Raw genomic sequence first — 23629 nt, 5'->3', positions numbered from 1 at the left:
GGTGCGTGGCGAGCTCGAAGCACGCGGAGAGCCCGCAGGGCCCTTCCGGTGCACGGCCGCTCCGGTTCAGCGGCGGCCGAGCGGCCAGGCCACCTCGTGTCCGGTGTGCTGGTCCCCCTGCTCGGCCGCGTGCCGGGCGCAGGCGTCGGTCAGCGTCTCCAGGAGGTTCAGCGGATCGGGCAGCGGGTGCTCGGGGCCGCGGACCCAGCTGACTCCGGGCCGCTCCTCCTCGTCACCGATGAGCCGGGCCGGCGGTACGAGCACGTAGCTGCCGCGACAGTGCCAGCGCAGCCCCGGGTGCTCGTCCATGGTCTCCGGATGGCAGTCCAGCTCGCAGGGCCACCACTCGTCCTCGTCCTCGGGGGTGCCGCGGGTGGCGGTGAAGAAGAGCATCCGGCCGCCGTCGCCGGCGCTGTCGGCGGACTCGGCGACCGGTCCGACCTCCACGCCCTGGTCGAGGAGCCGCTCCAGGGCTGCCCGCCCGGCCTCCAGGGGGACGTCGAGGACGTCGTGGACCATGCCGGTGGCCGTGACGAAGTTCGCCTGGGGCTCGTTCCGGGCCCAGCGCTCGATCTGGGCGCGGTCGGTCGTGGACTGGGTCTGCCAGGCGAAGGAGACGGGATGCCGGGCGGGGGTGGGACAGCCGATGCGCTCGCAGGAACAGCGGTAGCCGACGGGGTACGCGGCGGGAGCGAGGGGCAGTCCGGCGGCGGCGGTGGCCAGGAGCAGGTTCTCGCGGCGGTTCTCGTCCTCGGCCGCGGTGCGTTTGGGCCGCCTGCGCAGCCACTGCGGAAGCCTGCTCTCCGTGCCGCGGTAGCGGCCGATACCGTCGCCCATCTATCCCCTCACACCTGTCCTCGCCCGTTCGGCTCTGCCCATCGTCGCATCTTCCGGTGCTCCAGGTGACCGGAGTCCCCAACCGGGGTACGTAACGGGGTTACGCCCTGGGCGCGAGCCCGCGCAGCGCGTAGTCGACGAGGGTGTCGGCGTAGGCGTGGGTGAGGGGCAGGGTGCGGTGCAGCCAGCGGTGGTTCAGGGGGCCGACGAGGAGTTCGAGGGCGATGCGCGGGTCCACGTCGGGGTCGATGTCGCCGGCGGCCTGGGCTGCCTCGATGCGGCGTACGTAGTACTGGAGCTGGGGTTCGAGGAGCTTCTCGACGAACTGTGCGCCGAGCTCGGGGTTGACGACACCCTCGGCGGCCAGGGCGCGGGAGGGGGCGTCGTAGGTGGGGTTGTTCAGCTCGTCGACCGTGGCGCGGAGCACGTACTTGAGGTCCGCGGCAAGGTCCCCGGTGTCGGGGATCTCACTGTCGGCGTCGCCGCCGAGGGCCTCGTTGGCCTGGGCGGCGAGGTCGAGGAAGGCTTCGAGGAGGACGGCGGCCTTGGAGGGCCACCAGCGGTAGATGGTCTGCTTGCCGACCCCGGCGCGGGCGGCGATGCCCTCGACGGTCGTCCTGGCGTAGCCGGTCTCGGAGACGAGCGCGAGTGCGGCCTCGTAGATGGCGCGGCGGGAGCGCTCGCTGCGCCGGGTGGCGTCGGGGCCCTTAGCGGCAGGGCTCTTCGTGTCGGGCATGGCACCAATCTAACAGCCTGGCGAGACGATGCGTCTCGCCTGCGCTTTCCGATACCCGGACCGAACGTTCGGTGAACCACCCGAACGGTCCACTGCGCGGAGCCGTTCGAGGGCGGACCATGGGCTCCGTCCGACGACTGTTCTTCCGTCCGTGAGGAGCTCTCTTTGCGCCAGACCCCGCGCGAGGCCTCGCCCCGCCGTTATCTGATGTGCCCACCCACGCACTTCGAGGTGACGTACTCCATCAACCCCTGGATGGACCCCACCAAGCCGGTCGACCTGCCGCTCGCCCTCGCCCAGTGGGAGGACCTGACGGCCAGGTACCGCGCGCTCGGCCACACCGTGGAACTGCTCGACCCGGTCCCGGGCCTGCCCGACATGGTCTTCACGGCGAACGGCGCGACCGTGGTGGACGGCCGCGTGCTCGGCGCGAAGTTCGCATATCCGGAACGTACGGACGAGGAGAAGGCGCATCTGGACTGGTTCCGCGGAAACGGTTACGCGGAGGTCCGCGTGCCGGAGCACGTGAACGAGGCCGAGGGCGACTTCGCCGTCACCTCGTCCTGGATCCTGGCCGGCCGGGGCTTCCGCTCCACCCCGCTCTCGCACCTGGAGGCGCAGGAGTTCTTCGGTCGCCCGGTGATCGGCCTGGAGCTGGTGGATCCGCGCTACTACCACCTGGACACGGCGCTCTGCGTCCTGGACCCGGCGCGCGACGAGATCATGTACTACCCCGGCGCCTTCTCCCCCGGCAGCCGGGAGGTGCTGGCCAGGCTCTACCCCGACGCCCTGCTCGCGACGGAGGAGGACGCGGCGACGCTCGGCCTGAACGCGGTGAGCGACGGTCACCACGTGCTGCTGCCGCAGGCGGCGGTGGGGCTCTTCGAACCGCTCCGTGACCGGGGCTTCGAGCCCCTCGGCATGGACCTGTCGGAGCTGCTCAAGGGCGGCGGCAGCGTGAAGTGCTGCACCCAGGAGCTGCGCCCCGCCCAGGGGTGAGCCCCGGGGGCGGCCCCTGCCCGGGCCCCTGTCACCCGGGCCCTGCCCCTGCCCCCGCCTCCCGGGCCCTACTCCGAGGGTTCGGGGGGCTCCGGGGGCCAGGGGTCGCCCCACTGCGCGTCGCGCGCCGCCTTGTAGAGCGCACCGTGCCGCTTGGTGACCGTCTCGCGCGCAAGGCCGGTCTCCTCGGGGCCGCAGAGGTCCAGCAGGACCTGGCCCTTGCGGATCTGGGGCTTCCGGGTGATCCGGGAGGCCGCGGGCAGGACGGGGAAGCGGGTCGCCGCCACGTAGGCGAACTTCTCGTCCTCGTACGGCAGCGAGCCGCCCTTCACCTGCCGGTGCAGCGACGACCTGCTCACCCGGGCCGCGAAGTGGCACCAGTCCCTGCCCGGCTCGATCGGGCACGTCCCGCTGTGCGGGCACGGCGCGGCGACGGTGAAGCCGGCCTCCACGAGGAGGGAGCGCGCCGCGATGATCCGCTCGTAGCCGTCGGGGGTGCCCGGCTCGACGATCACGACCGCCTGCGCCACCCGCGCCGCCTCGGTCACGACCGCGCGGCGGTCGGCCTCGGTCAGCTCCTTCAGGACGTAGCTGACGGTCACCAGGTCCGTGGCGTCGAGGCGCAGCGCCCCGCTGATCCGGGCCCGCCGCCACTCCGCGTCGAAGACCCCGTCGGCCAGCTCCTCGCCGAGGGCCAGCGCGGGCTCTGCCCAGTCGAGCACGGTCGTGCGCGCGGCGCCGTCCCAGGCCTCGGCGACCGCCCAGCCCGCCGCTCCGGTGCCGCCGCCGATGTCGGTGTGCGTGGCCGGCTCCCAGTCGGGGGCCGCGTCCCGCAGGGCGCCGAGCGTCGCCCGTACCGCCTCGAACGTCGCCGGCATCCGGTACGCGGCGTAGGCGGCTACATCGGAGCGGTCCCGCAGCACGGGGGCGTCGGTCGGGGTGGTCCCCCGGTAGTTGGCGATCAGCCGGTCGACGGCCTGCGTCGCCTGACGCGGCGGCAGCCCGGCGAGCAGTCCGGCGAGCGCGGCGCGCAGCTCGTCGCCGGAGGGGAGGGAGGGGGAGGCGTTCACCTCCACATTTTAGGCGGCCTCACGGGGGCGCCACGGCCGGCACATCCCCAGGAAGCAGGCGAGCGCCCCGGCCGCGCACACCAGCTGCACCACGGCCATCGGCACGGCCGTGGCCTCGCCCGCGATGCCGACGAGCGGCGAGGCGACCGCCCCGATGAGGAACGAGGAGGTGCCCAGCAGGGCGGAGGCGGAGCCCGCCGCGTTCGGGGTGCGCATCAGCGCCTGCGCGTTGGTGTTGGGCATCGCCAGGCCCATCGCCGACATCAGGACGAAGAGCCCGGCGGCCACCGGCGCGAGCCCCGGCTCCCCGAAGACCCCGCTCGTCATGAGCAGCAGTGCCACCGAGGCGAACAGGATCACGCAGAGACCCCAGCCCAGCGCCTTGTCGAGGCTGACCCGGCCGACGAGCAGCTTGCCGTTGATCTGACCGACGGCGACGAGGCCGACGGAGTTGAGGCCGAAGAGGAGGCTGAAGGTCTGCGGCGAGGCGCCGTAGATCTCCTGCACGACGAACGGGGAGGCCGAGATGTACGCGAAGAGCGCGGCGAAGGCGAGCCCGCCGGCCAGCATGTAGCCGGTGAAGACCCGGTCGGCGAGCAGTCCGCGCATGGTGCGCAGCGCCTCCCCGACACCGCCTTCGTGGCGCCGCTCGGGCGGCAGCGTCTCCTCAAGCCACTTCCAGACCACCAGGGTCAGGAGCACACCGATGACGGCGAGGACGTGGAAGACACCGCGCCAGTCGGTGATCCGCAGGATCTGGCCGCCGATGAGCGGGGCGATGATCGGGGCGGCGCCGGAGATCAGCATCAGGGTCGAGAAGAAGCGGGCCATCGCGACGCCGTCGTACAGGTCGCGCACGACGGCCCGGGCGATCACGATGCCGGCCGCGCCCGCCAGGCCCTGGAGCAGCCGGAAGCCGACGAGCAGTTCGACCGTGGGGGCGAAGGCGCAGACCGCGGTGGCCGCGACGTATACGAGCATGCCGATGAGCAGCGGCCTGCGGCGGCCCCACCGGTCGCTCATCGGGCCGACCACGAGCTGACCGAGCGCCATGCCCGCGAGGCAGGCGGTCAGCGTCAGCTGCACGGTCGCCGCGGGCGAGCGCAGCATCTCGGTGACCTCCGGCAGCGCCGGCAGGTACATGTCCATCGACAGCGGCGGGAGCGCGGTCAGACCGCCGAGGACGAGCGTGACGAGCAGGCTCGCCCGCCGTGCGGGGGCTGCGGGACCGGCGGATATGTGCGCCTGGGGTCCCCGCTTCGTGGGCTGGCCGCTCTCCGGCATCGACTGCTCCATTTCGTTGAAACTTTCCCTATGCTCTCAGCTCGTCGGAACGGGCCGAGACTTTCGTGGGGTGGGGCATGGGGAAGACCGTGCGGTGGGGCGTGCTGGCGACGGGCGGCATCGCGGCGAAGTTCGCCGGGGACCTGAGCGCGGCGGACGACGCCGAGGTGGTGGCCGTGGCCTCCCGTACGGAGGGGTCGGCGCGGGCCTTCGCCGACCGGTTCGGGATACCGAAGGCGTACGGGGACTGGGCCGGGCTCGTCGCCGATCCGGACGTCGACGTGGTGTACGTGGCGACCCCGCACCACGCGCACCGGGAGGCCGCCGGGCTCGCCCTGGAGGCCGGGAAGCCGGTCCTCTGCGAGAAGGCTCTCACCCTGAACGCGCGCGAGGCGGAGGAGTTGGCCGCCCTCGCCCGGGACCGGGGTCTCTTCCTGATGGAGGCCATGTGGATGTACTGCAATCCGCTGGTCCGGCGCATCCGGGAGCTGGTCGCGGACGGGGCGGTCGGCGAGGTCAGGACGGTGCAGGCGGACTTCGGGCTCGCGGGCCCGTTCGCCGCCGGCCACCGGCTGCGCGACCCCGCCCTCGGCGGCGGCGCGCTCCTGGACCTCGGGGTCTATCCCGTCTCCTTCGCCCAGCTGCTGCTCGGCGAGCCCGACTCGGTCCAGGCCCACGCGCTGCTCTCGCCCGAGGGCGTGGACCTGAACACCGGGATGCTCCTCGGCTGGTCCTCGGGGGCCTCGGCCCTGTTGTCCTGCTCCCTCGTGGCGGACACCCCGATGGCCGCGTCGGTGACCGGATCGGCGGGCCGGATCGACGTCCCCGCCGGCTTCTTCTTCCCCGACCGCTTCACGCTGCGGCGCCAGGGCCGGGAGCCGGAGGAGTTCGTCCTCGACGGCGACCGGGAGTCGCTGCTGCCGGAGGCCGCAGAGGTCGCGCGCTGTCTGCGGGCGGGCCTGACGGAGTCCCCGCTCGTACCGCTGGACGGTTCCCTCGCCGTGATGCGGACGCTCGACGCGGTACGTGACCGCATCGGCGTCCGCTATCCCGGGGAGCTGTCGGTCACGCCGGGGTGAGCCCGGGGTTGCCCGCCTCGGTGACGAGGGACCCGGCCGTGCCGACCGGGGCGCCGGGGGTCGTCACGGCCGGGACCGTGCGGAAGTCGGCGCGGGCGCTCTCCCGGCCGAGCGCGACCGTCACATAGCCGCGCCGCCCGTTGTAGAACTTCAGGTGCGGGTTTGCGGCGGTGAGGTTGTCGTAGTTGGCGGGGCGGTCGGCGCCGTCCTTGCCGCTGGCGATGGAGGTGGCGACGATCTCGGTGCCGAGGGTGCGCGAGGACGGGTCGCGGTGGTCGGCCTTGATGTCGAGGCCGTAACCGACGTGGACGTCGCCGGTGAGCACCATCAGGTTCTCGATGCCGGCCGCCGCCGCGCCGTCCAGGATCCGCTGCCGGGAGGCCGGGTAGCCGTCCCAGGAGTCCATGGAGAGCTTGAAGGCGTCGGTCGGCACGTCGCGCCGCTCGGCGAAGACGACCTGCTGCGGGACGACGTTCCACAGCGCGTGCGAGTCGCGCCAGCCGTCGAGCAGCCAGCGCTCCTGCGTGGCGCCGGTCATGGTGCGGCTCGGGTCCTCGGACTCCGGCCCGGGGACCCGCCAGCCGTCGCCGTACGCCTGGTCGGAGCGGTACTGGCGAGTGTCGAGGATGTCGAACTGGGCGAGCCGGCCGAAACGGAGGCGGCGGTAGAGCCGCATGTCCGGGCCTTCGGGCCGCTGAACCCTGCGGAGCGGCTGGTTCTCCCAGTAGGCGCGGTAGGCGGCGGCCCTGCGGAGCAGGAACTCCTCGGGCGGCACGTCGTTCTCGGGGGTGTCGCCCGCGTAGTTGTTCTCGGTCTCGTGGTCGTCCCAGGTGACCACGAAGGGGTGCGCGGCATGGGCCGCCCGCAGGTCGGGGTCGGACTTGTAGAGGGCGTACCGCAGCCGGTAGTCCTCCAGGGTGAGCGTCTCGCGGTTGAAGGCGGCGGGCAGCCGCCGGTCGGTGTAGGCGCGGGCGCCGCCGGTGGCGTTGACGGCGTACTCGTAGAGGTAGTCGCCGAGGTGGAAGACGACGTCGAGGTCCTCCTGGGCGAGGTGGCCGTAGGCGGTGAAGTAGCCGTCGTGGTACGCCTGGCAGGAGACGGCGGCGAGCTTGAGGTCCGCTATGCGCGCGCCGAGGGCGGGCGCGGTCCGGGTACGGCCGACGGGGCTGGTCCAGGCGCCGGCGCGGAAGCGGTAGAAGTACACCCGGTCCGGGTCGAGGTGGTCGATCTCGACGTGGACGCTGTGCTGGAACTCGGGGTGGGCGGTGACCTGGCCGCGCCGGACGGTCCGGCCGAAGCGCTCGTCGTGGGCGAGCTCCCAGTGGACCGCCACGCGCTCCCGGGGCAGTCCGCTGTCGGCGTCGAAGGGGCGGGGCGCGAGCCGGGTCCAGAGGACGACCGAGCCCGGCAGCGGGTCGCCGGATGCCACCCCCAGGGTGAACGGGTCCTCGGTGATGCGGCGCGGATTCAGCTCGGCGGCGCTCGCCGTGCCGGCGGCGGGCAGCTGGACCGCGAGGGCGAGCGCGGCGGCGGCGCCCGCGGTGGTGAGGAAGCCGCGGCGCCCGAAGTGCCGTGCGGCGGCGCGGAGTTCGTCGGAATGGTTCGGCTTGGGTGTCTGTGCGTACGTCATACGCCCCTCCCCTGACGGATGTTGTCCGTCAGGCATTGGAGTGGCGCGGGACGTCCCTGGGTTGTCGGGTACAGAACATCCGCGTGTCGGACAGATGAGTTCCCTGTGCACCGGTCTCACGTACGCTGCGCGCCCATGAGCACTGAGTCGCGCATCGCTGTGGTGACGGGAGCGGGATCGGGCATCGGCCGGGGGGTGGCCCTGGCCCTGGCCGAGGCGGGCTGGTCGGTGGCGCTCGCGGGACGCCGGCGCGAGCCCCTGGAGGAGACGGCGGGCGCTGTGGCGGAGACACCGGGCGCCCTGGCGGCGGCCGACGCGGCGTACGTCGTCCCGACGGACGTGACGTCACCGGAGGAGGTGACGCGGCTCTTCGAGTCGGTACGGGACCGGTTCGGCCGGGTCGACCTGCTCTTCAACAACGCGGGGACGTTCGCCGGCGGCGGGACCCCGGTCGAGGACCTGGCCTACGAGACCTGGCGCTCGGTCGTGGACGTGAACCTGACCGGCTCGTTCCTGTGCGCCCAGGCGGCGTTCCGGGTGATGAAGGAGCAGTCCCCGCAGGGCGGCCGGATCATCAACAACGGCTCGATCTCGGCGCACGTCCCGCGCCCGCACTCGATCGCGTACACGGCGACCAAGCACGCGATGACGGGTCTGACGAAGTCGCTCTCGCTGGACGGCCGCCCGTACCGGATCGCGTGCGGTCAGATCGACATCGGCAACGCGGCGACGGAGATGACGGCGCGGATGCAGTCGGGGATCCTGCAGGCGAACGGCGAGCTGGCGGCGGAGCCGGTGATGGACGCGGCGGACGTGGCGGCCACGGTGGTGCACATGGCGGCCCTGCCGCTGGAGGCGAACGTGCAGTTCGCGACGGTGATGGCGACGGCCATGCCGTACATCGGCCGGGGGTAGGGGGCCTCGGAGGGCCCCTCGCCCCTCGCGGGCTACGCCTGGCCGGTCTCGAAGCGGGTGACCTTTCCGTCCTGCACCTGGAACCTCCAGGCGGTCCGCATCTCGCCCCAGGTGTCGTTGCGGTAGCGGGCGACGAGGGCGTGCCCGCCGTCCTTCTCGGACTCGATCTCCATGTGGCCGCGCGAGGAGAAGATCTCCTTGTCGGTCCACTCCTCGACGTCCCGGTCGGAGCCGTCGTCGGACATGGTGGCGCCGGGCGTGAGGACCGCGAAGAACGCGTCACGGTCGTTGGCGTTGAGGGCCGCGACGAAGGCGCGCACGGCGGGATCGGTGAGTCTGTCCACGGGAATCGTCATGGCCCTACCCGTACACCGCCCCATGCCGATCCCCACGGACCCCGGCCGCGTGTGTGGCGCGGCTCAGCGGACGGACTCGGCCACCTGGCCGAGCAGGGCCGCGGCCTCCCTCTCGGGCAGGACGCGGTCGAGGACGAGCTCGCCGGTCATCCCGGGGAAGAACCGGCCCGCAGGCCAGCTCCGCTCGTACGGGGGCGGGTCGAGGACCACGAGCCGTACGCCGTCGACGACCGGGATCTCGGAGGGGTTGCCCTCGTTCCAGATCCACTCGCCGTCGGCAGCGACGAGGTTGAAGGAGCCGGTGGTCGAGATCATCCCGGGCTGGTCCCGGCAGCAGGCGACGGCCTGCGGGGAGGGCGCCGTACCGGGCAGATGTCCGCCGCCGATCAGGGCGTCGGCGAGGAGGGTATGCAGCTGGAAGTTGTCGCCGATCCCGGAGACGCGTACGGCGAAACCGGCACCGGTCTTCCGGTCGAGCACGACGAGCGGCTCGTCGTCCAGCACGTCCAGGGCGTAGGCGAGGCACTTGAACGGGCCCCCCGACGCCTCTCGGACGCGCTCCACGACCGCCCGCAGCTCCGCCTTGCCGGCCGCCTCGCGCCGTACCGCCCTCGCGTTGAGCATCGCGACGCAGGCCATCTCCCACTGCGGAAGCGACTCCCAGCCGACGACGGCCTCGAAGCCGACCCGCTCGATGTGGGCCTCCGTCAGGTCGCCGTCCTCGTGGCCCGGCAGGTCACCGCCGCCGGTGGCCGCCCACCGATCGCAGAACGCCTCGGCGGCCTCGAACGCCTCACGTGCCCCCGCGAACACGGCGGGAGCGCAGGCGAGTGCGTCGGCCCCGCGCTCCACACACGCCCCGACCATCACCGCCGTCACGGCGCGCGGCCCCGGGGGCACCTCGGAGAGGAACGCCGCGAGCCGGGGCCCGGCCTCCGGCAACTCCGCGTCGCCGGCCCGCCCGAAAGCCTGGTGCAGACGGGCGAAGGCGCGTTCGGCGGCAGCACCGTCCTGCGCCCGTACGGCGGTCTCGAAGTCACTCACGGCGGCCTGGAGCCGCGCACGCCTGAATATCACGCGCGTACCCTACCGACCTTGGAGAACTGGCAGGCTTCCGCTTCATGACCGAGCCGTGGAACACAGTCGACCGCCTCACCTCCTGGATCTCCGCGCACCACACGCTCCCGCCGGAGCAGGACGTGCTGCTGCGCGTCCTGAAGCTCTCGGAGGAGGTCGGCGAGGTCGCGGAGGCCGTCATCGGCGCCACGGGGCAGAACCCGCGCAAGGGCGCCTCGCACACCTGGCAGGACGTCGAGTCCGAGCTGTGCGACGTGATCATCACGGCGATGGTGGCGCTGCGGACGCTGACCCCCGACGCCGCCGAGGTCTTCGCGGGCCACCTGCGCCGGGTGGCCGAGCGCTCCCTGCCGGAGTGACGGCGCGGCCCGGTCAGGGGCCTGAGGCCTGAGGGGCAGACGAGCTGGGCTGTACGCCGGGTTCTGTACCCCGGGACCTCGCGGTCGTCGGGGTGACGGCCATCCATCTAGGGCCGGCGTTGCCGCCGGCCTCGTGCGGTCTACCCGCGAACTCGGGCGGGCAGCCCTCGATCGTTCGCGCAGAGTCGTCCGGGGACGACCCCTCTTGACCTTGCTCCGGGTGGGGTTTACCTAGCCGCCTGAGTCACCTCAGGCGCTGGTGGTCTCTTACACCACCGTTTCACCCTTACCGAGGACCGAGGTCCCCGGCGGTCTGTTTTCTGTGGCACTGTCCCGCGGGTCACCCCGGGTGGCCGTTAGCCACCACCCTGCCCTGTGGAGCCCGGACGTTCCTCGGGAGGATCCGAGGATCCCCACGCGGCCGCCCGCCCGGCTCGTCTGCCGTGCCGACCATGCTACCCGTCGCCCGGCGCTCGCTTGACCTTGTCGCAGCGTCAGGGTTTCTACTGGCCCCATGCGAATCGGCGAGATCGCCGCGCTCGTCGGGGTCACCCCGCGGGCGGTGCGGCACTACCACCATCTCGGGCTGCTGCCCGAGCCCCTACGGCTGGCCAACGGCTACCGCGAGTACGGCATCCGGGACGCCGTCCTGCTCGCCCGGATCCGCCGTCTGACCGAGCTGGGCCTCGGGCTCGACGAGGTGCGGGACGTGCTCGCCGACGACGAGGGGCGGGAGCTCGTGGAGGTGCTCGGCGAGCTGGACGCCGACCTCGCGCGGCAGGAGACCGTGATCCGGGAGCGGCGCGAGCGCCTGGCCGAGCTGCTAGGGGAGGCGCGGGCCGGACGGCTGACCGCCGAGGGCCCCGTCTCGCCCGAACTGGCCGAGCTGTTCGCGGGCCTGGGTGAGGTCCCGGAGTCCCCCATGGCTGTCATGGACCGTGAGATCCTCGCCCTCCTCGACACCGTCGCACCGGACGAGGAGCGGACGCGGCTCCTCGCCACCATGCGCGCCATGACCACGGACCCGGAAGCCGTCGCCCGCGCCCACGACGTGTACGCCCGCCTCGACGCCCTCGCGGACGCGGACCGGGACGACCCGCGCGTGGCCGAGACGGGGCAGGCCCTCGCCGGCCTGCTGCCGGACTCCATCGCCGCTCAGCTCGGCGAGCAGGGCGGCGTACCGCAGGGGCAGCTCGCCGAGACCTTCTTCGGCGACTTCTCCCCGGCCCAGTCCGCCGCCGTCCTCCACGCCCTCCGGCTGGTCGCGGAGCGGGCCCCGTGACCGCCCTGATCCGGCTCATGCGCGGGGTCGCGTACACCGCGCTGCCCGCCGAGCTCGTCCTCGCGGTCTGTCTCGTCGCCGGTGTACGGATACCGGTGCCGGTCCTCGCCGCCGCCGAGGCCCTCACCGTTCTGCTCGCCCTCGCCGGCCTCGTGGCGTACCTGGGCCTCCGGCGTCGGGGGCTCTCCACGCGGCAGTCCTTCCGCGAACTGGTGCCCGTCCCCGTGCTCCGGCTCATCGGGCACGAACTGCGGCTGCTGGCGAGCCTCGGCCTGTGGGTGGCCCGGCGCCGCGGCGGGGTACGCCCCGGGGCCCAGGTGTTCCCGCACGCCCGCGACCAGGCCGCCCTGATGTACGGCTTCGCGTTCGTCTGTCTCGTCGAGACCGTGGGGATGTCCTACCTGCTCGCCGACTGGCCCGTCGCCCACGCGATCGTGCTGGTCCTGGACGTGTACTCGGGGATCCTGTTCGTCCTCGGGATCCACGCGGCCTCCGTGGTCCGGCCGCACGTCCTCACCTCCGACGCGCTCCGCCTCCGGCAGGCCGCCCACATCGACCTTCACATCCCGCTCGGCCTGATCGCCGCCGTCCGGCACGAGGTGCGGTTCACCCACGAGAAGACGGAAGGGGAGCTGAACCTCGCCGTCGCCTCGCAGACCTCCGTCACCATCGAGCTGACCGAGCCGGTCGACGCGCCCCGGTTCCTCGGCGGCCCCCGGGCCGTGCGGATCGTGCGCTGTCACGCGGACGACGCCCGCGCCTTCTACCGGGCCCTCGCCCAGGCGGTGCCGGCGCAGGCCGGCACGGGGCAAGCCGGCACGGGGCGGGTGGGTACGGCGCAGGCCGGCACGGGGCAGGCCTCCGTGGGGCAGGCCGGCGCGGGGCAGGCCTCCGTGGGGCAGGCCGGCGCGGGGCAGGCCTCCGTGGGGCAGGTCGGCGGGACGGCGCCGGTCACCGCGCCGCCGGTCACCGCACCGGCGGCCACCGCGCAGCCGCTCACGCCGGGGCGAACCGCACCTTCGCCGACAGCGGGTCCGCCTGCGTGAGCCGGACCCGCAGCCACTCCCCGAGCGGCAGCCGCGCGGCGCCGCCCTCGATCGGGGCGACGACGGCGGGGTCGTCGAGGTGGACGGTCCCGACGGCGGGTTCGCGCTCCTTCACATCGATCACGTACGCGTCGAAGATCTCGCCGATCCGCCCGGCGAGCAGCGCCGCCTCGACGATGTCGACGGCCTCGCGCTCGATGGTGTTGGCCCGCCGTGAGCCGGTCGCCATCTCGTCGGGGAGCGAGGGGAGCGCGGCCCGTACCCATTCCGGCGGCTCCTCGCCCGCCACGGCCGCGAGGCACAGCTCGCCCGCGTACCGGTCGACCAGCCGGCGCAGCGGCGCGGTGCAGTGGGTGTACTCGTCGGCCACGGCGGCGTGGACGGCGGGCGTCGGGACGGAGCCGTCGGCGAAGACGCTGTAGCCCGCGCCGCGGAGCAGGGTCGTGCACTCCTGCAGGAAGGCGGCGTGGCGGGGGTTGGCGGGGTCGGTGTGACGGACGACGTCCGCGTACGAGACGTGGTGCGGCCAGTCGACGCCCAGGGCGTGCGCCGAGCGGCGCAGCCGGGCGACCTCGCCGACGGGCGCGGTGGGGAGCGTCCGCAGGATCCCGGTGCCGGCGGCGGTCATCAGGTCGGCGGCGGCCATGCCGGTCAGGAGCGAGATCTGGGCGTTCCAGCGTTCGGCCGGCAGCGGGGCACGGTAGGCCAGGGCGTACGTGTGGTCCCGCTCGACGACCTCCTGCTCGGGCACGTTGAGGGAGATCCCGCCGCGTTCCGCTTCCAGGGCCTCACGGAGCGAGCCGACGACCTCGAGCAGGGCGAGCGGTTCCTCGGCCGCGCCCGCGTCGATCAAGGCCTGCACGCCGGCGTAGTCGAGCTTGGCGCGGCTGCGGACGAGGGCCCGGCGCACGTCGGTGGCGACGCGGCGGCCCTCCGCGTCGAGGTCGATCCGCCACAGCAGCGCGGGGCGCGGCTCGCCGGGCAGCAGGCTCGCGGCGCCCTCGGACAGGACGGCGGGGTGGAGGGGGACCTTGCCGTCGGGGAAGTAGAGGGTGAGGACCCGGCGGTGGGCCTCGGCGTCGAGCGCGGAACCGGGGGCGACGAAGGCGGCCACGTCGGCGATCGCGTAGTGCACGCGGTAGCCGCCGTCGGCGCGGCGGGCCAGGTGCATGGCCTGGTCGAGGTCGGTGGAGGTCGGCGGGTCGATCGTGAAGAACGGGATGTCGGTGGCGTCGTGGCCGGGGAGGCGGGGCGCCTTGGCCACCACCTCCGCCTCGGCGAGGACGTCCGGCGGGAAGGCGTCGGGGATCGCCGGCTCGGTACGCAGTGCGCGGAGCGCGGCCCGCAGGGGAGCCTCGGCTGCGCAGGTCACGTGGATGTGGCGGCGGGGCATGGACCGAGCGTATGGCGGGGGGCGGGGCCCGGCACTTTGTAGGCTGAACGCTCTGGGGCCGCACCCCCAGCCCCTGAACGTACGAAGGAGAACCACCGTGCTCGTGCTGTTGCCGCCGTCGGAGGGTAAGGCCGCGTCGGGGCGCGGGGCGCCGCTCAAGCCGGAGTCCCTGTCGCTGCCGGGCCTGGCCGGGGCACGGGCGGCGGTCCTCGACGAACTGGTCGAGCTGTGCGCCGCCGACGAGGAGAAGGCGCGCGAGGTGCTCGGGCTGAGCGAGGGGCTGCGCGGCGAGATCGCCAAGAACATCGAGCTGCGGACGGCGGGCGCCCGGCCGGCCGGCGAGATCTACACGGGGGTGCTGTACGACGCGCTGGGCCTGGCCACGCTGGACGCGGCGGCCCGGAAGCGCGCTCGGGCGTCGCTCCTGGTGTTCTCGGGGCTGTGGGGTGCGGTGCGGGTGGACGACCGGATTCCGTCGTACCGCTGCTCGATGGGCGTGAAGCTGCCGGGGCTCGGAGCGCTGGGCACGCACTGGCGGGGCGCGATGGCGACCGTGATGCCGGAGGCGGCGGGGGACGGCCTCGTCCTGGACCTGCGGTCCTCGGCGTACACGTCGGCCTGGCGGCCCAAGGGCGAGGTGGCGGCGCGGACGGCGACGGTGCGGGTGCTGCACGCGCCGACGCGGAAGGTGGTCAGCCACTTCAACAAGGCGACCAAGGGGCGGATCGTGCGCAGCCTCCTGGAGGCCGGCGCGGCTCCGAAGGACCCGGTGGAGCTGGTGGAGGCGCTGAGGGATCTGAAGTACGTGGTGGAGGAGGGGGAGGGGAAGCAGGCGGGGGTGCTGGACGTGCTGGTGGACGAGATCCACTAGGGGTCGGTGCCAGGGGCGGAGCACACGGGCCGGGCACACAGGGCCGAGCACCCGGGCGCCGGGAAGGCGTGCGCCGGGAAGGCGTGCGCTGGGCACGCGTGCGCCGGGCACGGCGTCCCCGGCGCACGGGCCGGGCACGGCGGATGGACCTGACCTCACGCGCGTTGCACGGTGCGCAACGCTCGTTGCGCAGGTTGTCGCACGCGGGCAGGATGACGTCCATGACCTCCGCGCTGCGCTCCGTCCTCGACCTCGCCCCCGTCGTCCCGGTGGTGGTGATCGAGGACGCCGCCGACGCCGTACCGCTCGCCCGTGCCCTGGTCGCGGGTGGTCTGCCCGCGATCGAGGTGACGCTGCGGACCCCCGCCGCCCTCGACGCCGTGCGCGCGATCGCCGCCGAGGTGCCGGACGCCGTCGTCGGCGCGGGCACCGTCATCTCCCCCGCGGGCGTCGCGGACGCGGTCGGCGCGGGAGCGCGCTTCCTGGTGAGCCCCGGCTGGACCGAGAGCCTGCTGGACGCCATGCGGGCCTCCGGTGCGCCGTTCCTGCCGGGGGTGTCCACCACCTCGGAGGTCGTGGCGCTCCTCGAGCGCGGGGTGCGCGAGATGAAGTTCTTCCCTGCGGAGGCGGCGGGCGGCGTTCCGTATCTGAAGTCGCTCTCCGGCCCGCTCCCCCAGGCCCGGTTCTGCCCGACCGGCGGCATCTCCCTGAACTCGGCCCCGTCGTACCTCTCGCTTCCCAACGTGGGATGTGTCGGCGGTACGTGGATGCTGCCCGCCGACGCCCTCGCGGCCCGCGACTGGGCGCGCGTGGAGTCCCTGGCGCGCGAGGCGGCGGGGCTGCGCGCTCGCTGACGGGGCGCCAGGAGCGCCGCGTCAGGAGAGCGTGAGACCCACGTGGTCGACGACGGGGCGGTACCCGAGCCGCCGGTACAGCGCGTTGCTCGTGGGGTTGGCGACGTCGGTGAAGAGCAGCACCTGCTCGGCGCCCTCGTCCAGGGCCGTCCGGCTGACCGCGGTGGTGACGGCGGCGGCGTATCCCCGACCACGCCGCTCGGCGGGCGTGAACACGGATGAGATCCGGGCCTGACCCGCGACGACCGGCGTGACGCCCGCCATCGACACCGGCCCGGCGTCCTCGGTCTCCCAGAGGTGGAGCCTGCCTTCGGCGACCCGGGCCTCGACGTTCGGGGTGTAGTCGACGTCGCCGTCCTCGCCGATGTCACGGGCGTAGTGCCGCATCCACTCCACGGCGAGCGGGATGTCCGCGACGCCCGCCCTCCGCGCCCGGCCCGGCGGCGCGGGATCCGGCGGCGTGAGCCCGCCGAGCCGGTGGAGCCTCATCCGGCGCGTGGTCGTCCAGGACCGGCCGGACCCCCGGCACAGCTCCCCGGCGAACGCCTCGGCCGTCTCCGCCTCCCCGCGCACTGCCCTCACCTCGGCCACGCCCGGGAGGACGTGCGCCAGAGCCCGGGCGGCCGTCTCCGGCATCGGGCCGAGCGCCGGCTCGTCGCACCGCGTGAGGAGGAAGGCGCCCGTGACCCGGTCGCCTTCCGGCTCGGTCCACCAGCCGTACCGCGTGAACGCGAGGGGCCGCCTGAGAGCGCCCTCGCTGATGGTCAGCAGCATGGTGGAGCGCGCGGGGTCGGCGGCGAAGTAGCCGTCGGCCTCGGACCGGAAGGCGGCGGCGTCCTCGGTGATGTGCCATGTCATGGCGACGATGCTGCTACGGACGCGGGTGCGGGGCCACGGAATTCCGTGGCCCCGCACCCGCGGGTCCGCTCAGGTCACCTCAGGTGCGAGGTGTCGTTCAGGAGCCGTACGGAGGCGTTGCCGTCCGCGTAGTACGCCACGGCCGACAGCGAGGCAGCCGAGAGCTCCATCCGGAACAGCGACTCCGGCGGGGCGCCGAGGGCGAGGCGCACCAGCGTCTTCACCGGCGTGACGTGCGTGACAAGGAGGACGGTCCGGCCGGCGTACGCGGCGGTCAGCCGGTCCCGGGTCGCCGAGACGCGGCGCGCCACGGTCGCGAAGCTCTCGCCGCCGCCGGTCGGGGCGGCCTTGGGCGAGGCGAGCCAGGCGTCCAGGTCGTCGGCGTACCGCTCCCGCACCTCGGCGAAGGTCAGTCCCTCCCAGGCACCGAAGTCGGTCTCGCGCAGCCCGTCCTCGATCCGTACGTCGAGTCCGAGGCGGGCGGCCACGGCCTCGGCGGTCTGCCGGCACCGCCTGAGCGGCGAGCTGACGATGTCCTGGATCGTGCCGCGCGCGGCGAGCGCGGCGGCGACGGCGTCGGCCTGACGCAGCCCGGCGGCGGACAGCTCGGGGTCGGAACCCCCGCTCCCGGAGAACCGCTTCTCGGGCGTGAGCGCGGTCTCGCCATGCCGGAGCAGGACGAACGTGGCCGGCGCCCCCATGTCGGGAGCCCCCCACCCGGGCGCGGCGGGCGCGGCCGGTGCGGGCTCGTGGCCGCGGACGCCGGCCTCGGCCTCGAAGTCGCCGCTCGCCGCGGACTCGCGCTCGGCCGTGGCGGCGGCCGCGAGGGAGGCGCGGGCCTGCGCCGCGACCGCCTCTTCGGCGGCGAACAGACCGTCACCGGCCGGGGCACCCGCACCGGCGGAGCCCGTGCGGGTGCCGGAGGACGTACCCGTACCGGAGCCGGTACCCGAACGCGCGCCGGACGACGCACCCGCGCCGAAGCCGGTGCTCGTGCCTGTACCCGTACCCTCGCCGAAGCCCGTACCCGTGCCTGTGCCCGTGCCCGTGCCCGCGCCTGCCAGTGCCGCTCTCGCGCGGGCCGCGCCCGCCGCCGCGTCGCCGGGAGGACCCGCGGGCGCCGCGCTGCGCGCCGCCGAGGCGTCCAGGGCCGCCGAGGACGCCGAAGGCTCCCACTGCCGGCCGCGCTTGCCCGCGTCCATCGCCTCGTTCGCGAGCCGGTCCGCGTGCTTGTTCTTCTCGCGCGGGATCCACTCGTAACGGACCTGGTGCGCGGGGAAGACCCGGGACGCCTCCGCCGCGAGCGGCTTCATGTCCGGGTGCTTGATCTTCCAGCGGCCGGACATCTGCTCGACGACCAGCTTGGAGTCCATCCGGACGTGCACCGCGGCGTCGGGGAACAGCTCACGCGCCGCCTTCAGCCCGGCCACCAGGCCCTTGTACTCGGCGACGTTGTTCGTGGCGACCCCGATGTACTCGGCGCGCTCCGCGAGCGTCTCGCCGGTCGCCGGGTCCAGGACGACCGCGCCGTATCCGGCGGGCCCCGGGTTCCCCCGGGATCCCCCGTCGGCCTCGACGACGACTTCCCTGACGGCCGTCATTACAGGCCGGACTCCGAGGTGCGAACCAGGATCCGACGGCAGTTCTCGCACCGCACGACGGTGTCCGCGGCGGCCGCCCGGACCTCGTTCAGCTCGGTGATGTTCAGCTCGATGTGGCAGCCCTCGCACTTGCGCTGGTACAGCCGCGCCGCGCCGACACCGCCCTGCTGCTCGCGCAGCTTCTCGTAGAGCTTCAGCAGGTCGGCCGGGACGGAACCGGCCACGAGCTCGCGCTCCTTGCCGACCGACGCCGCCTCGGTGTCCAGCTCGCTCTGCGCGGCGTCGCGGCGCGCGGTCGCGTCGTCGGCCTTGGCCTGGACGGCGGAGGCGCGCTCGGTCAGCTCGGCGACCCGCTCGGTCGCCGACTCACGGCGCTCCATGACCTCGAGGACGATGTCCTCCAGGTCGCCCTGGCGCTTGGCGAGCGAGGTGATCTCGCGCTGGAGGTTCTCCAGGTCCTTCGGGGAGGAGACGGCTCCGGAGTCCAGGCGCTGCTGGTCCCGCGCTGCGCGCTGGCGGACCTGGTCGACGTCCTGCTCGGCCTTGGTCTGCTCGCGGGCGCAGTCGCTCTCCTCGGTCTGCGCGGCGACGAGCAGGTCGCGCAGCTGCGTCAGGTCCTTGTTCAGCGACTCGATCTCGGCGTGCTCGGGCAGCGACCGGCGCTTGTGGGCGAGCTGCTGGAGACGGACGTCCAGGGCCTGGACGTCGAGGAGTCGGATCTGGTCGGCGGGCGCGGCGTTCAGTTGGGGGCTCCAGGGGAGGTGTGATGGGAGGACCAGGGGTCGGTGACCGTCTTCGAGACGTGGACACGCAGGTCCCAGCCGTGGCGGTCGGAAATCTCGTCGAGCTGCGCGGCGGCCTGCTCGCACCAGGGCCATTCGGTGGCCCAGTGGGCGGCGTCGACCAGGCCGATCGGCGCGTGCTGGGTGGCCTCGGACACCGGGTGGTGGCGCAGGTCGGCGGTGAGGAAGGCGTCCACGCCCGCGGCCCGTACGGCGTCGAAGAGGCTGTCGCCCGAGCCGCCGCTGACCGCGACCCGGCGGACGGTCATCCCCGGGTCTCCGGCGACCCGGATGCCCTGCGCGGTGGCGGGCAGCCGCTTGGCGGCGCGGGCCGCGAACTCGGCCAGCGTCTCGGGGTGGTCCAGCTCGCAGATCCGGCCGAGGTTGTTCTCGGGGACCAGGGGGCCGGTGATCCGAAGGTCGAGGGCGCCGGCGAGGGCGTCCGAGACTCCGGGGTCGGCGGTGTCGGCGTTGGTGTGCGCCACGTGCAGGGCGATGTCGTGCTTGATCAGCGTGTGCACGACGCGGCCCTTGAAGTGCGAGGCCGCGACCGTCGTCGTACCCCGCAGATAGAGGGGGTGGTGGGTGACGATCAGATCGGCGCCGAGCGCGATCGCCTCGTCGGCGATCTCCTGGACGGGGTCGACCGCGAAGAGGACGCGGGTGACCTCGGCGTCGGGGTCGCCGCAGACCGTGCCGACGGCGTCCCACTGCTCCGCCCGCTCGGGCGGCCAGAGAGCGTCGAGCGCGGCGATGACTTCAGACAGACGGGGCACGGAGGCAAGGCTACCTGGCCTGCGTGCCGCGCCGTCCTGCCTGTGGACAACCCCGACGGGCCACCGCACCCCACCGTCGCGCGTTCGGTCGTCGCCGCGCGTTCGGTCGTCGCCGCGCGTTCGGTCGTCGCCGCGCGTTCGCATCGTCGTCGCGCGTTCGGTCGTCGTCGCGTGATCGCTCATGCGCCTCGTCGCGCGATCGCGTCGTCGCTCGTGCGCGACTGCGCGTCGTTCTTTCTCGACGAGGTCGGCGCGCAGGTCGTCGACCCCCTGGTTCGCGGGCCGGGGCAGACCCGCGTCCCCGAGGATCGTGCCGATGAAGGACGCCTTGGCGTGGAGGCGGATCTTGCCCGGGAGGTAGCGGACCATCGAGGCGGACGGCTTGTCCGGGCCGATGTCCGTGCCCGGCCGCTTCGCCTTCGTCTCGTACGCGGCGAGCTTCGCCTTCGCGTCGGCGGTCCTGTCCAGGGCCGCGGCGTTCAGGACGTGGTTCTCCTTCCAGGTGAGGCCGGGGCGGATGGAGAAGACGGTGGGGCGATCTTCGACAGCTCGTCGTACGTGTCCGGGGCGCTCAGCCAGCTGCCGAGGATCAGGACGGGCTCCAGATTGGCGATCGCCTCGAGGTTGAGGTTGTTGAGGGTGCCGACGGACTTGGGGCTCCGGCGTCCTTCTTCAGATACGTGGGGATGCCATCGTCCCCCTCGGGAAGGGCGTATCCGACGGGCTAGATGCCGAGCGAGACGACGTTGCCGGGCTCGCCGACGTCGAGGACGACGACCCTCTTCGTCGCCGCGGAGATCTCGGTCGTGCCGAGCGCGTGGGTGAGGGTGCGCGGGAACCGGCCGGCTTGGCGTCCGCACCCATGGCCTCGGTCTCGGCGGCCGCGTCGCCGAAGTCCTTGCCGCCCGTGGCGACGTCCTTCTTGGAGGCGCCCTCCTTCTTCCCGGAGGCGGCGCGCGACGTGTCGTCACCGTTTCCGCAGGCCGCGAGGGAGAGAGCGACGGCGAGTGCGACGGCGGAGGGACGTGGGGATTCTCCTGTACGGGCACCGGGACGGCGGCTCGGACCCCAGGTGGAACCGGCGCGCGAGCGACGCGCGAGCCGGTCCGCGGCCGGATCACAGGCCGGGCCAGGACCCCCTACGCACCCGGTCCGGGAGAGGCGTTACGCAGGCCCCATACCCGGAGTCACAGGCTCCACTTAGGATCGCCTTACCTTGAGCACCACTCACCTCTCCAGCACAACCGGCTCCCTACCCTCAGCAGAATCGATTCACGGCCACCCTTATGTGTGAAGTGACCGGGCTCGTGTTGTTCGGCAGGAAGTGCGAAAACTAGCTTCGGTGGCCGGAGGTGACGAGTCGATGACAGCCTGTGCCATCGAGGAGACGACGAACGACGACGGCGCGGTGCGGCCGGCGCGGTTCACGATCACGGCGAACGGGGCGTACGCGGCGCGGCTCGCCGGCACGGGGGACGCCCTGTACGCGGAGCGCTGGACGCTGGACGGGCCGGAGCCGTACGCCGTACCGCTGCCGCTCGACCAGCCCGAGGAGTCCCACACCCAGCTGCTTCCGCTCGCGGACGGACGGGTGTTGATCGGCCGCCGGGTGGACGGCCGCCGGCACACGTTCTCCCTGCTGTACCCGACGGGCCCGAGGACGGGTCAACTCCCCCTGGGGGCGGTCGAGTCCGACGAGCTGGTCCTTCTGCCGCCCTCCCCGGACGGCATCTGCGCGTACGCGATGTGCGTCGGCGCGGCCACCACCACGATCTGGCTGGTGGCGGGCGGGGCGTTCGGTCCGGAGCAGGTCGCTGAGGTCAAGGGCCGCTGTACGGGCGGCGTCTGGCTGGACCGTACGGGACGGATGCTCGCCCTCGACCGCAGCCTCGGCGACGGACCGGTGAAGGCGGTGGCGGTCGACCTGGAGCGCGGGGGCGAGGTGACGCCGCTGCTCCAGATCACCGAGGAGAGCAACGACCGGCTGCTGACGGCCGATCCGGACAGCGGACTGCTCCTCATCCGCTCCGACGCCCCCTCCCCCGGCCACGAGCGGCTCGGCTGGGGCGTGCTCGGCAGTCTGCTGCCGGTCCGGTTCCCCGAGTGCCTGCGGCTCGATGACGCTGCGGTGACCCCGTTCGCCGTGCAGCCGGGGCAGGTACTGCTGCCGGAGAGCTGCGCGGTGGCGCTGCGGATCGACGCGGCGGCCGGGAGCTGGGTCGGGATGTGGCGCCCCGCGGGGCGCCGGATGCACCAGCTTGCGGCTCCGGTGGGCTGGCTGGCAGGGTCGGGGGTGTGGACCGCGGAGGGCGTGCTGAGACTTCCGTACACGACCTCGGAGACGCCCTGCGGTCTCGTCGGTCTCGACGTCCCGCCGGACCCCGAGCCGGCCGAGGTCACGGTCGGCGTCGAGCCGCGCGTGTGCCGCCCGGTCCCGCTCCAGCAGGCGCCCCTCGCAGACCGTAAGGCCGCTGGTTAGACTCTCGGCCGCACGACAACAGCGATCATTACGGGGTGAGTTCCACCATGTCGGAAGCGCGTACGGACGGCACGGAGCCGCAGGGCTCCGGAAAGCACCGGGGCGAGGCGTCGCCGTCGGAGGACTCGACGTCCTCCCCGCACGGCCGCCACCGCCGCGACGCGGGGCAGTAGTCGACGCCGAGCAGTAGTCGACGCCGAGCAGCGGTCGAGGCTGCGCAGGCTCGGCTCGGCGCAGGCTCGGCTCGGCGCAGTGGTCACGGAGCGGTACGGGCCGAGCGGTACACGTCAGGCGGTACACGTCAGGCGGTACACGCCGGGCGGTTATCGCGACCACGCCGAAACAGCCCCGGGGAATCCCCGGGGCTGTTCGCGTCTCCCGCGTCTCCCGCGCCTCAGCCCCGCTTCAGGCCCAGGACCTCCGCCGCCGCGAACGTCTCGCCCGCCGGGCGCGACGCGTAGTGCGGGGACAACAGCCCGTCGAGCTCCTCGTACGTGAACGCGTCCTTCGCGGTGTCGAACTTCGCCGCCACCCTCGGGCGTTCCACGATCGCGACCATCCCGCCGTGCACGACGAGCAGTTGACCGTTGACGGCCGCCGCGGCCGGGGACGCCAGATATCCCACGACCGGTGCGACGTGCTCCGGCGCCAGCGCGTCCAGCTCGCCCTCCGTCGGCTCGGCGAAGCCCGCGAAGACGTCCTCCGTCATCCGGGTCCGCGCCCGCGGGCAGATCGCGTTCGCCGTCACGCCGTACTTCGCGAGCGCGAGCGCAGTCGACGTGGTGAGCCCCACGATCCCGCCCTTGGCCGCCGCGTAGTTCGGCTGGCCGGCGGAGCCCGCGAGGAACGCCTCCGACGAGGTGTTGACGATCCGGCCGTACACACCGGACTCCCCCGCCTTCGCCCGCCCCCTCCAGTGCACCGCCGCGAAGTGCGTGGTGTTGAAGTGGCCCTTCAGATGGACCCGGATCACCGAGTCCCACTCGTCCTCGCTCATCGAGAAGACCATCCGGTCCCGCAGGATGCCCGCGTTGTTGACCAGGATGTCCAGCTTCCCGAACTCGCCCACCGCCAGGTCCACCAGGCCCCGCGCCGCTTCGAAGTCGGCGACGTCGCCGAGGTGCGCGACGGCCCGGCCGCCCGCCGCGCGGATCTCCGCGGCGACCTCCTCGGCGGGGGTGGCGGACGCCTCGCCGGAGCCGTCGCGCCCCGGCTGCCCGTAGTCGTTGACGACGACGGCCGCACCCAGCCGGGCGAGCTCCAGCGCCTCGGCCCGGCCCAGGCCCCGGCCCGCGCCGGTGACGATCGCGGACAGTCCCTCAAGAGGGAGTGACATCGGTTCGCG

At 73.5% G+C, this 23629-nt stretch carries 23 protein-coding genes, 1 other RNA gene and 1 pseudogene; 10 read left to right on the top strand and 15 right to left on the bottom strand.

What is annotated here, in order from left to right; all coding sequences use genetic code 11:
• Positions 1-66 precede the first annotated feature (66 nt).
• On the bottom strand, positions 67-837 hold the full coding sequence (locus tag ACZ3IJ_RS24110) for a bifunctional DNA primase/polymerase (RefSeq protein ID WP_467471311.1): 771 nt from the start codon (positions 835-837) through the stop codon (positions 67-69).
• A 100-nt stretch (positions 838-937) separates the two neighbouring features.
• Positions 938-1573 (bottom strand): TetR/AcrR family transcriptional regulator, encoded by a 636-nt coding sequence (locus tag ACZ3IJ_RS24105; RefSeq protein ID WP_467471309.1) that lies wholly within the window; start codon positions 1571-1573, stop codon positions 938-940.
• 165 nt (positions 1574-1738) lie between these two features.
• Here ACZ3IJ_RS24105 and ddaH point away from each other — a divergent pair, with 165 nt between their 5' ends.
• Positions 1739-2572 (top strand): dimethylargininase, encoded by an 834-nt coding sequence (ddaH, locus tag ACZ3IJ_RS24100; protein ID WP_467471307.1) that lies wholly within the window; start codon positions 1739-1741, stop codon positions 2570-2572.
• A gap of 68 nt (positions 2573-2640) precedes the next feature.
• Here the strand turns inward: ddaH and ACZ3IJ_RS24095 are convergent, their stop codons facing one another.
• Both ACZ3IJ_RS24095 and ACZ3IJ_RS24090 read right to left on the bottom strand, forming a co-directional pair.
• Complete coding sequence (locus tag ACZ3IJ_RS24095; RefSeq protein WP_467471305.1) at positions 2641-3642, bottom strand: small ribosomal subunit Rsm22 family protein; 1002 nt, start codon at positions 3640-3642, stop codon at positions 2641-2643.
• A 9-nt stretch (positions 3643-3651) separates the two neighbouring features.
• Positions 3652-4926 (bottom strand): multidrug effflux MFS transporter, encoded by a 1275-nt coding sequence (locus ACZ3IJ_RS24090; RefSeq protein WP_467471303.1) that lies wholly within the window; start codon positions 4924-4926, stop codon positions 3652-3654.
• 77 nt (positions 4927-5003) lie between these two features.
• Between ACZ3IJ_RS24090 and ACZ3IJ_RS24085 the strand changes: the two genes are divergently transcribed.
• Positions 5004-6005, top strand: a complete 1002-nt coding sequence (locus ACZ3IJ_RS24085) for a Gfo/Idh/MocA family protein (protein WP_467471301.1) — start codon at positions 5004-5006, stop codon at positions 6003-6005.
• On the opposite strand, the gene ACZ3IJ_RS24080 is transcribed toward ACZ3IJ_RS24085, so the two are convergent.
• Complete coding sequence (locus ACZ3IJ_RS24080) at positions 5992-7635, bottom strand: alkaline phosphatase D family protein (protein WP_467471299.1); 1644 nt, start codon at positions 7633-7635, stop codon at positions 5992-5994. The two genes, ACZ3IJ_RS24085 and ACZ3IJ_RS24080, sit on opposite strands and share 14 nt — an antisense overlap.
• Before the next feature lie 135 nt (positions 7636-7770).
• On the opposite strand from ACZ3IJ_RS24080, the gene ACZ3IJ_RS24075 reads away from it, so the two are divergent.
• A complete protein-coding gene (locus tag ACZ3IJ_RS24075) occupies positions 7771-8550 on the top strand; it encodes an SDR family oxidoreductase (protein WP_467471297.1) in 780 nt (259 codons plus the stop codon).
• A 32-nt stretch (positions 8551-8582) separates the two neighbouring features.
• Here ACZ3IJ_RS24075 and ACZ3IJ_RS24070 read toward each other — a convergent pair whose 3' ends face one another.
• Positions 8583-8906 carry a nuclear transport factor 2-like protein gene (locus ACZ3IJ_RS24070; protein ID WP_391797675.1) on the bottom strand — a complete coding sequence of 108 codons (324 nt, stop codon included), beginning with the start codon at positions 8904-8906 and terminating at the stop codon, positions 8583-8585.
• Between the two features lie 63 nt (positions 8907-8969).
• Positions 8970-9983, bottom strand: coding sequence for a hypothetical protein (locus tag ACZ3IJ_RS24065; protein ID WP_467471294.1), 1014 nt, complete (start codon positions 9981-9983; stop codon positions 8970-8972).
• Between the two features lie 44 nt (positions 9984-10027).
• Between ACZ3IJ_RS24065 and ACZ3IJ_RS24060 the strand changes: the two genes are divergently transcribed.
• Positions 10028-10342 (top strand): MazG-like family protein, encoded by a 315-nt coding sequence (locus ACZ3IJ_RS24060; RefSeq protein ID WP_467471292.1) that lies wholly within the window; start codon positions 10028-10030, stop codon positions 10340-10342.
• 36 nt (positions 10343-10378) lie between these two features.
• Here ACZ3IJ_RS24060 and rnpB read toward each other — a convergent pair.
• Positions 10379-10779: RNase P RNA component class A (gene rnpB / locus ACZ3IJ_RS24055), an RNA gene on the bottom strand.
• Between the two features lie 77 nt (positions 10780-10856).
• Between rnpB and ACZ3IJ_RS24050 the strand changes: the two genes are divergently transcribed.
• On the top strand, positions 10857-11624 hold the full coding sequence (locus ACZ3IJ_RS24050; RefSeq protein WP_467471290.1) for a MerR family transcriptional regulator: 768 nt from the start codon (positions 10857-10859) through the stop codon (positions 11622-11624).
• On the top strand, positions 11621-12670 hold the full coding sequence (locus ACZ3IJ_RS24045) for a hypothetical protein (RefSeq protein ID WP_467471288.1): 1050 nt from the start codon (positions 11621-11623) through the stop codon (positions 12668-12670). The genes ACZ3IJ_RS24050 and ACZ3IJ_RS24045 overlap by 4 nt, the downstream gene beginning before the upstream one ends.
• Here the strand turns inward: ACZ3IJ_RS24045 and ACZ3IJ_RS24040 are convergent.
• A complete protein-coding gene (locus tag ACZ3IJ_RS24040; RefSeq protein ID WP_467471286.1) occupies positions 12621-14063 on the bottom strand; it encodes an RNB domain-containing ribonuclease in 1443 nt (480 codons plus the stop codon). The genes ACZ3IJ_RS24045 and ACZ3IJ_RS24040 overlap by 50 nt on opposite strands.
• A gap of 97 nt (positions 14064-14160) precedes the next feature.
• Between ACZ3IJ_RS24040 and yaaA the strand changes: the two genes are divergently transcribed.
• Both yaaA and ACZ3IJ_RS24030 read left to right on the top strand, forming a co-directional pair.
• The gene (gene yaaA / locus ACZ3IJ_RS24035; protein WP_467471283.1) at positions 14161-14934 is read left to right on the top strand and encodes a peroxide stress protein YaaA; all 774 of its coding nucleotides are present in this window, start codon (positions 14161-14163) and stop codon (positions 14932-14934) included.
• A gap of 221 nt (positions 14935-15155) precedes the next feature.
• The gene (locus ACZ3IJ_RS24030; protein WP_467471281.1) at positions 15156-15788 is read left to right on the top strand and encodes a bifunctional 4-hydroxy-2-oxoglutarate aldolase/2-dehydro-3-deoxy-phosphogluconate aldolase; all 633 of its coding nucleotides are present in this window, start codon (positions 15156-15158) and stop codon (positions 15786-15788) included.
• A gap of 21 nt (positions 15789-15809) precedes the next feature.
• Here ACZ3IJ_RS24030 and ACZ3IJ_RS24025 read toward each other — a convergent pair whose 3' ends face one another.
• The 5 genes and pseudogenes from ACZ3IJ_RS24025 to ACZ3IJ_RS24005 form a co-directional block, all read right to left on the bottom strand.
• Positions 15810-16646 (bottom strand): GNAT family N-acetyltransferase, encoded by an 837-nt coding sequence (locus ACZ3IJ_RS24025; RefSeq protein ID WP_467471279.1) that lies wholly within the window; start codon positions 16644-16646, stop codon positions 15810-15812.
• A 74-nt stretch (positions 16647-16720) separates the two neighbouring features.
• A complete protein-coding gene (locus ACZ3IJ_RS24020) occupies positions 16721-18247 on the bottom strand; it encodes a bifunctional RNase H/acid phosphatase (protein WP_467471277.1) in 1527 nt (508 codons plus the stop codon).
• The gene (locus ACZ3IJ_RS24015; protein ID WP_467471418.1) at positions 18247-18990 is read right to left on the bottom strand and encodes a zinc ribbon domain-containing protein; all 744 of its coding nucleotides are present in this window, start codon (positions 18988-18990) and stop codon (positions 18247-18249) included. The genes ACZ3IJ_RS24020 and ACZ3IJ_RS24015 overlap by 1 nt, the downstream gene beginning before the upstream one ends.
• Positions 18987-19805, bottom strand: coding sequence for a Nif3-like dinuclear metal center hexameric protein (locus ACZ3IJ_RS24010; RefSeq protein ID WP_391797666.1), 819 nt, complete (start codon positions 19803-19805; stop codon positions 18987-18989). Before ACZ3IJ_RS24010 ends, ACZ3IJ_RS24015 begins: the two co-directional genes overlap by 4 nt.
• A gap of 243 nt (positions 19806-20048) precedes the next feature.
• Positions 20049-20822, bottom strand: a pseudogene (locus ACZ3IJ_RS24005) (ABC transporter substrate-binding protein); the annotation flags it as partial.
• A gap of 346 nt (positions 20823-21168) precedes the next feature.
• Between ACZ3IJ_RS24005 and ACZ3IJ_RS24000 the strand changes: the two are divergent.
• Positions 21169-22284: a hypothetical protein gene (locus tag ACZ3IJ_RS24000; protein WP_467471276.1), complete on the top strand. Its 1116-nt coding sequence runs from the start codon at positions 21169-21171 to the stop codon at positions 22282-22284.
• A 35-nt stretch (positions 22285-22319) separates the two neighbouring features.
• On the top strand, positions 22320-22457 hold the full coding sequence (locus ACZ3IJ_RS23995; protein WP_467471274.1) for a hypothetical protein: 138 nt from the start codon (positions 22320-22322) through the stop codon (positions 22455-22457).
• A 221-nt stretch (positions 22458-22678) separates the two neighbouring features.
• Here ACZ3IJ_RS23995 and ACZ3IJ_RS23990 read toward each other — a convergent pair whose 3' ends face one another.
• Positions 22679-23620, bottom strand: coding sequence for a 3-oxoacyl-ACP reductase (locus ACZ3IJ_RS23990; RefSeq protein ID WP_383227361.1), 942 nt, complete (start codon positions 23618-23620; stop codon positions 22679-22681).
• Positions 23621-23629 lie beyond the last annotated feature (9 nt).

It is taken from the genome of Streptomyces sp. NPDC013317, assembly GCF_055563155.1.
This window is presented reverse-complemented; position numbering and strand designations above follow the sequence as displayed.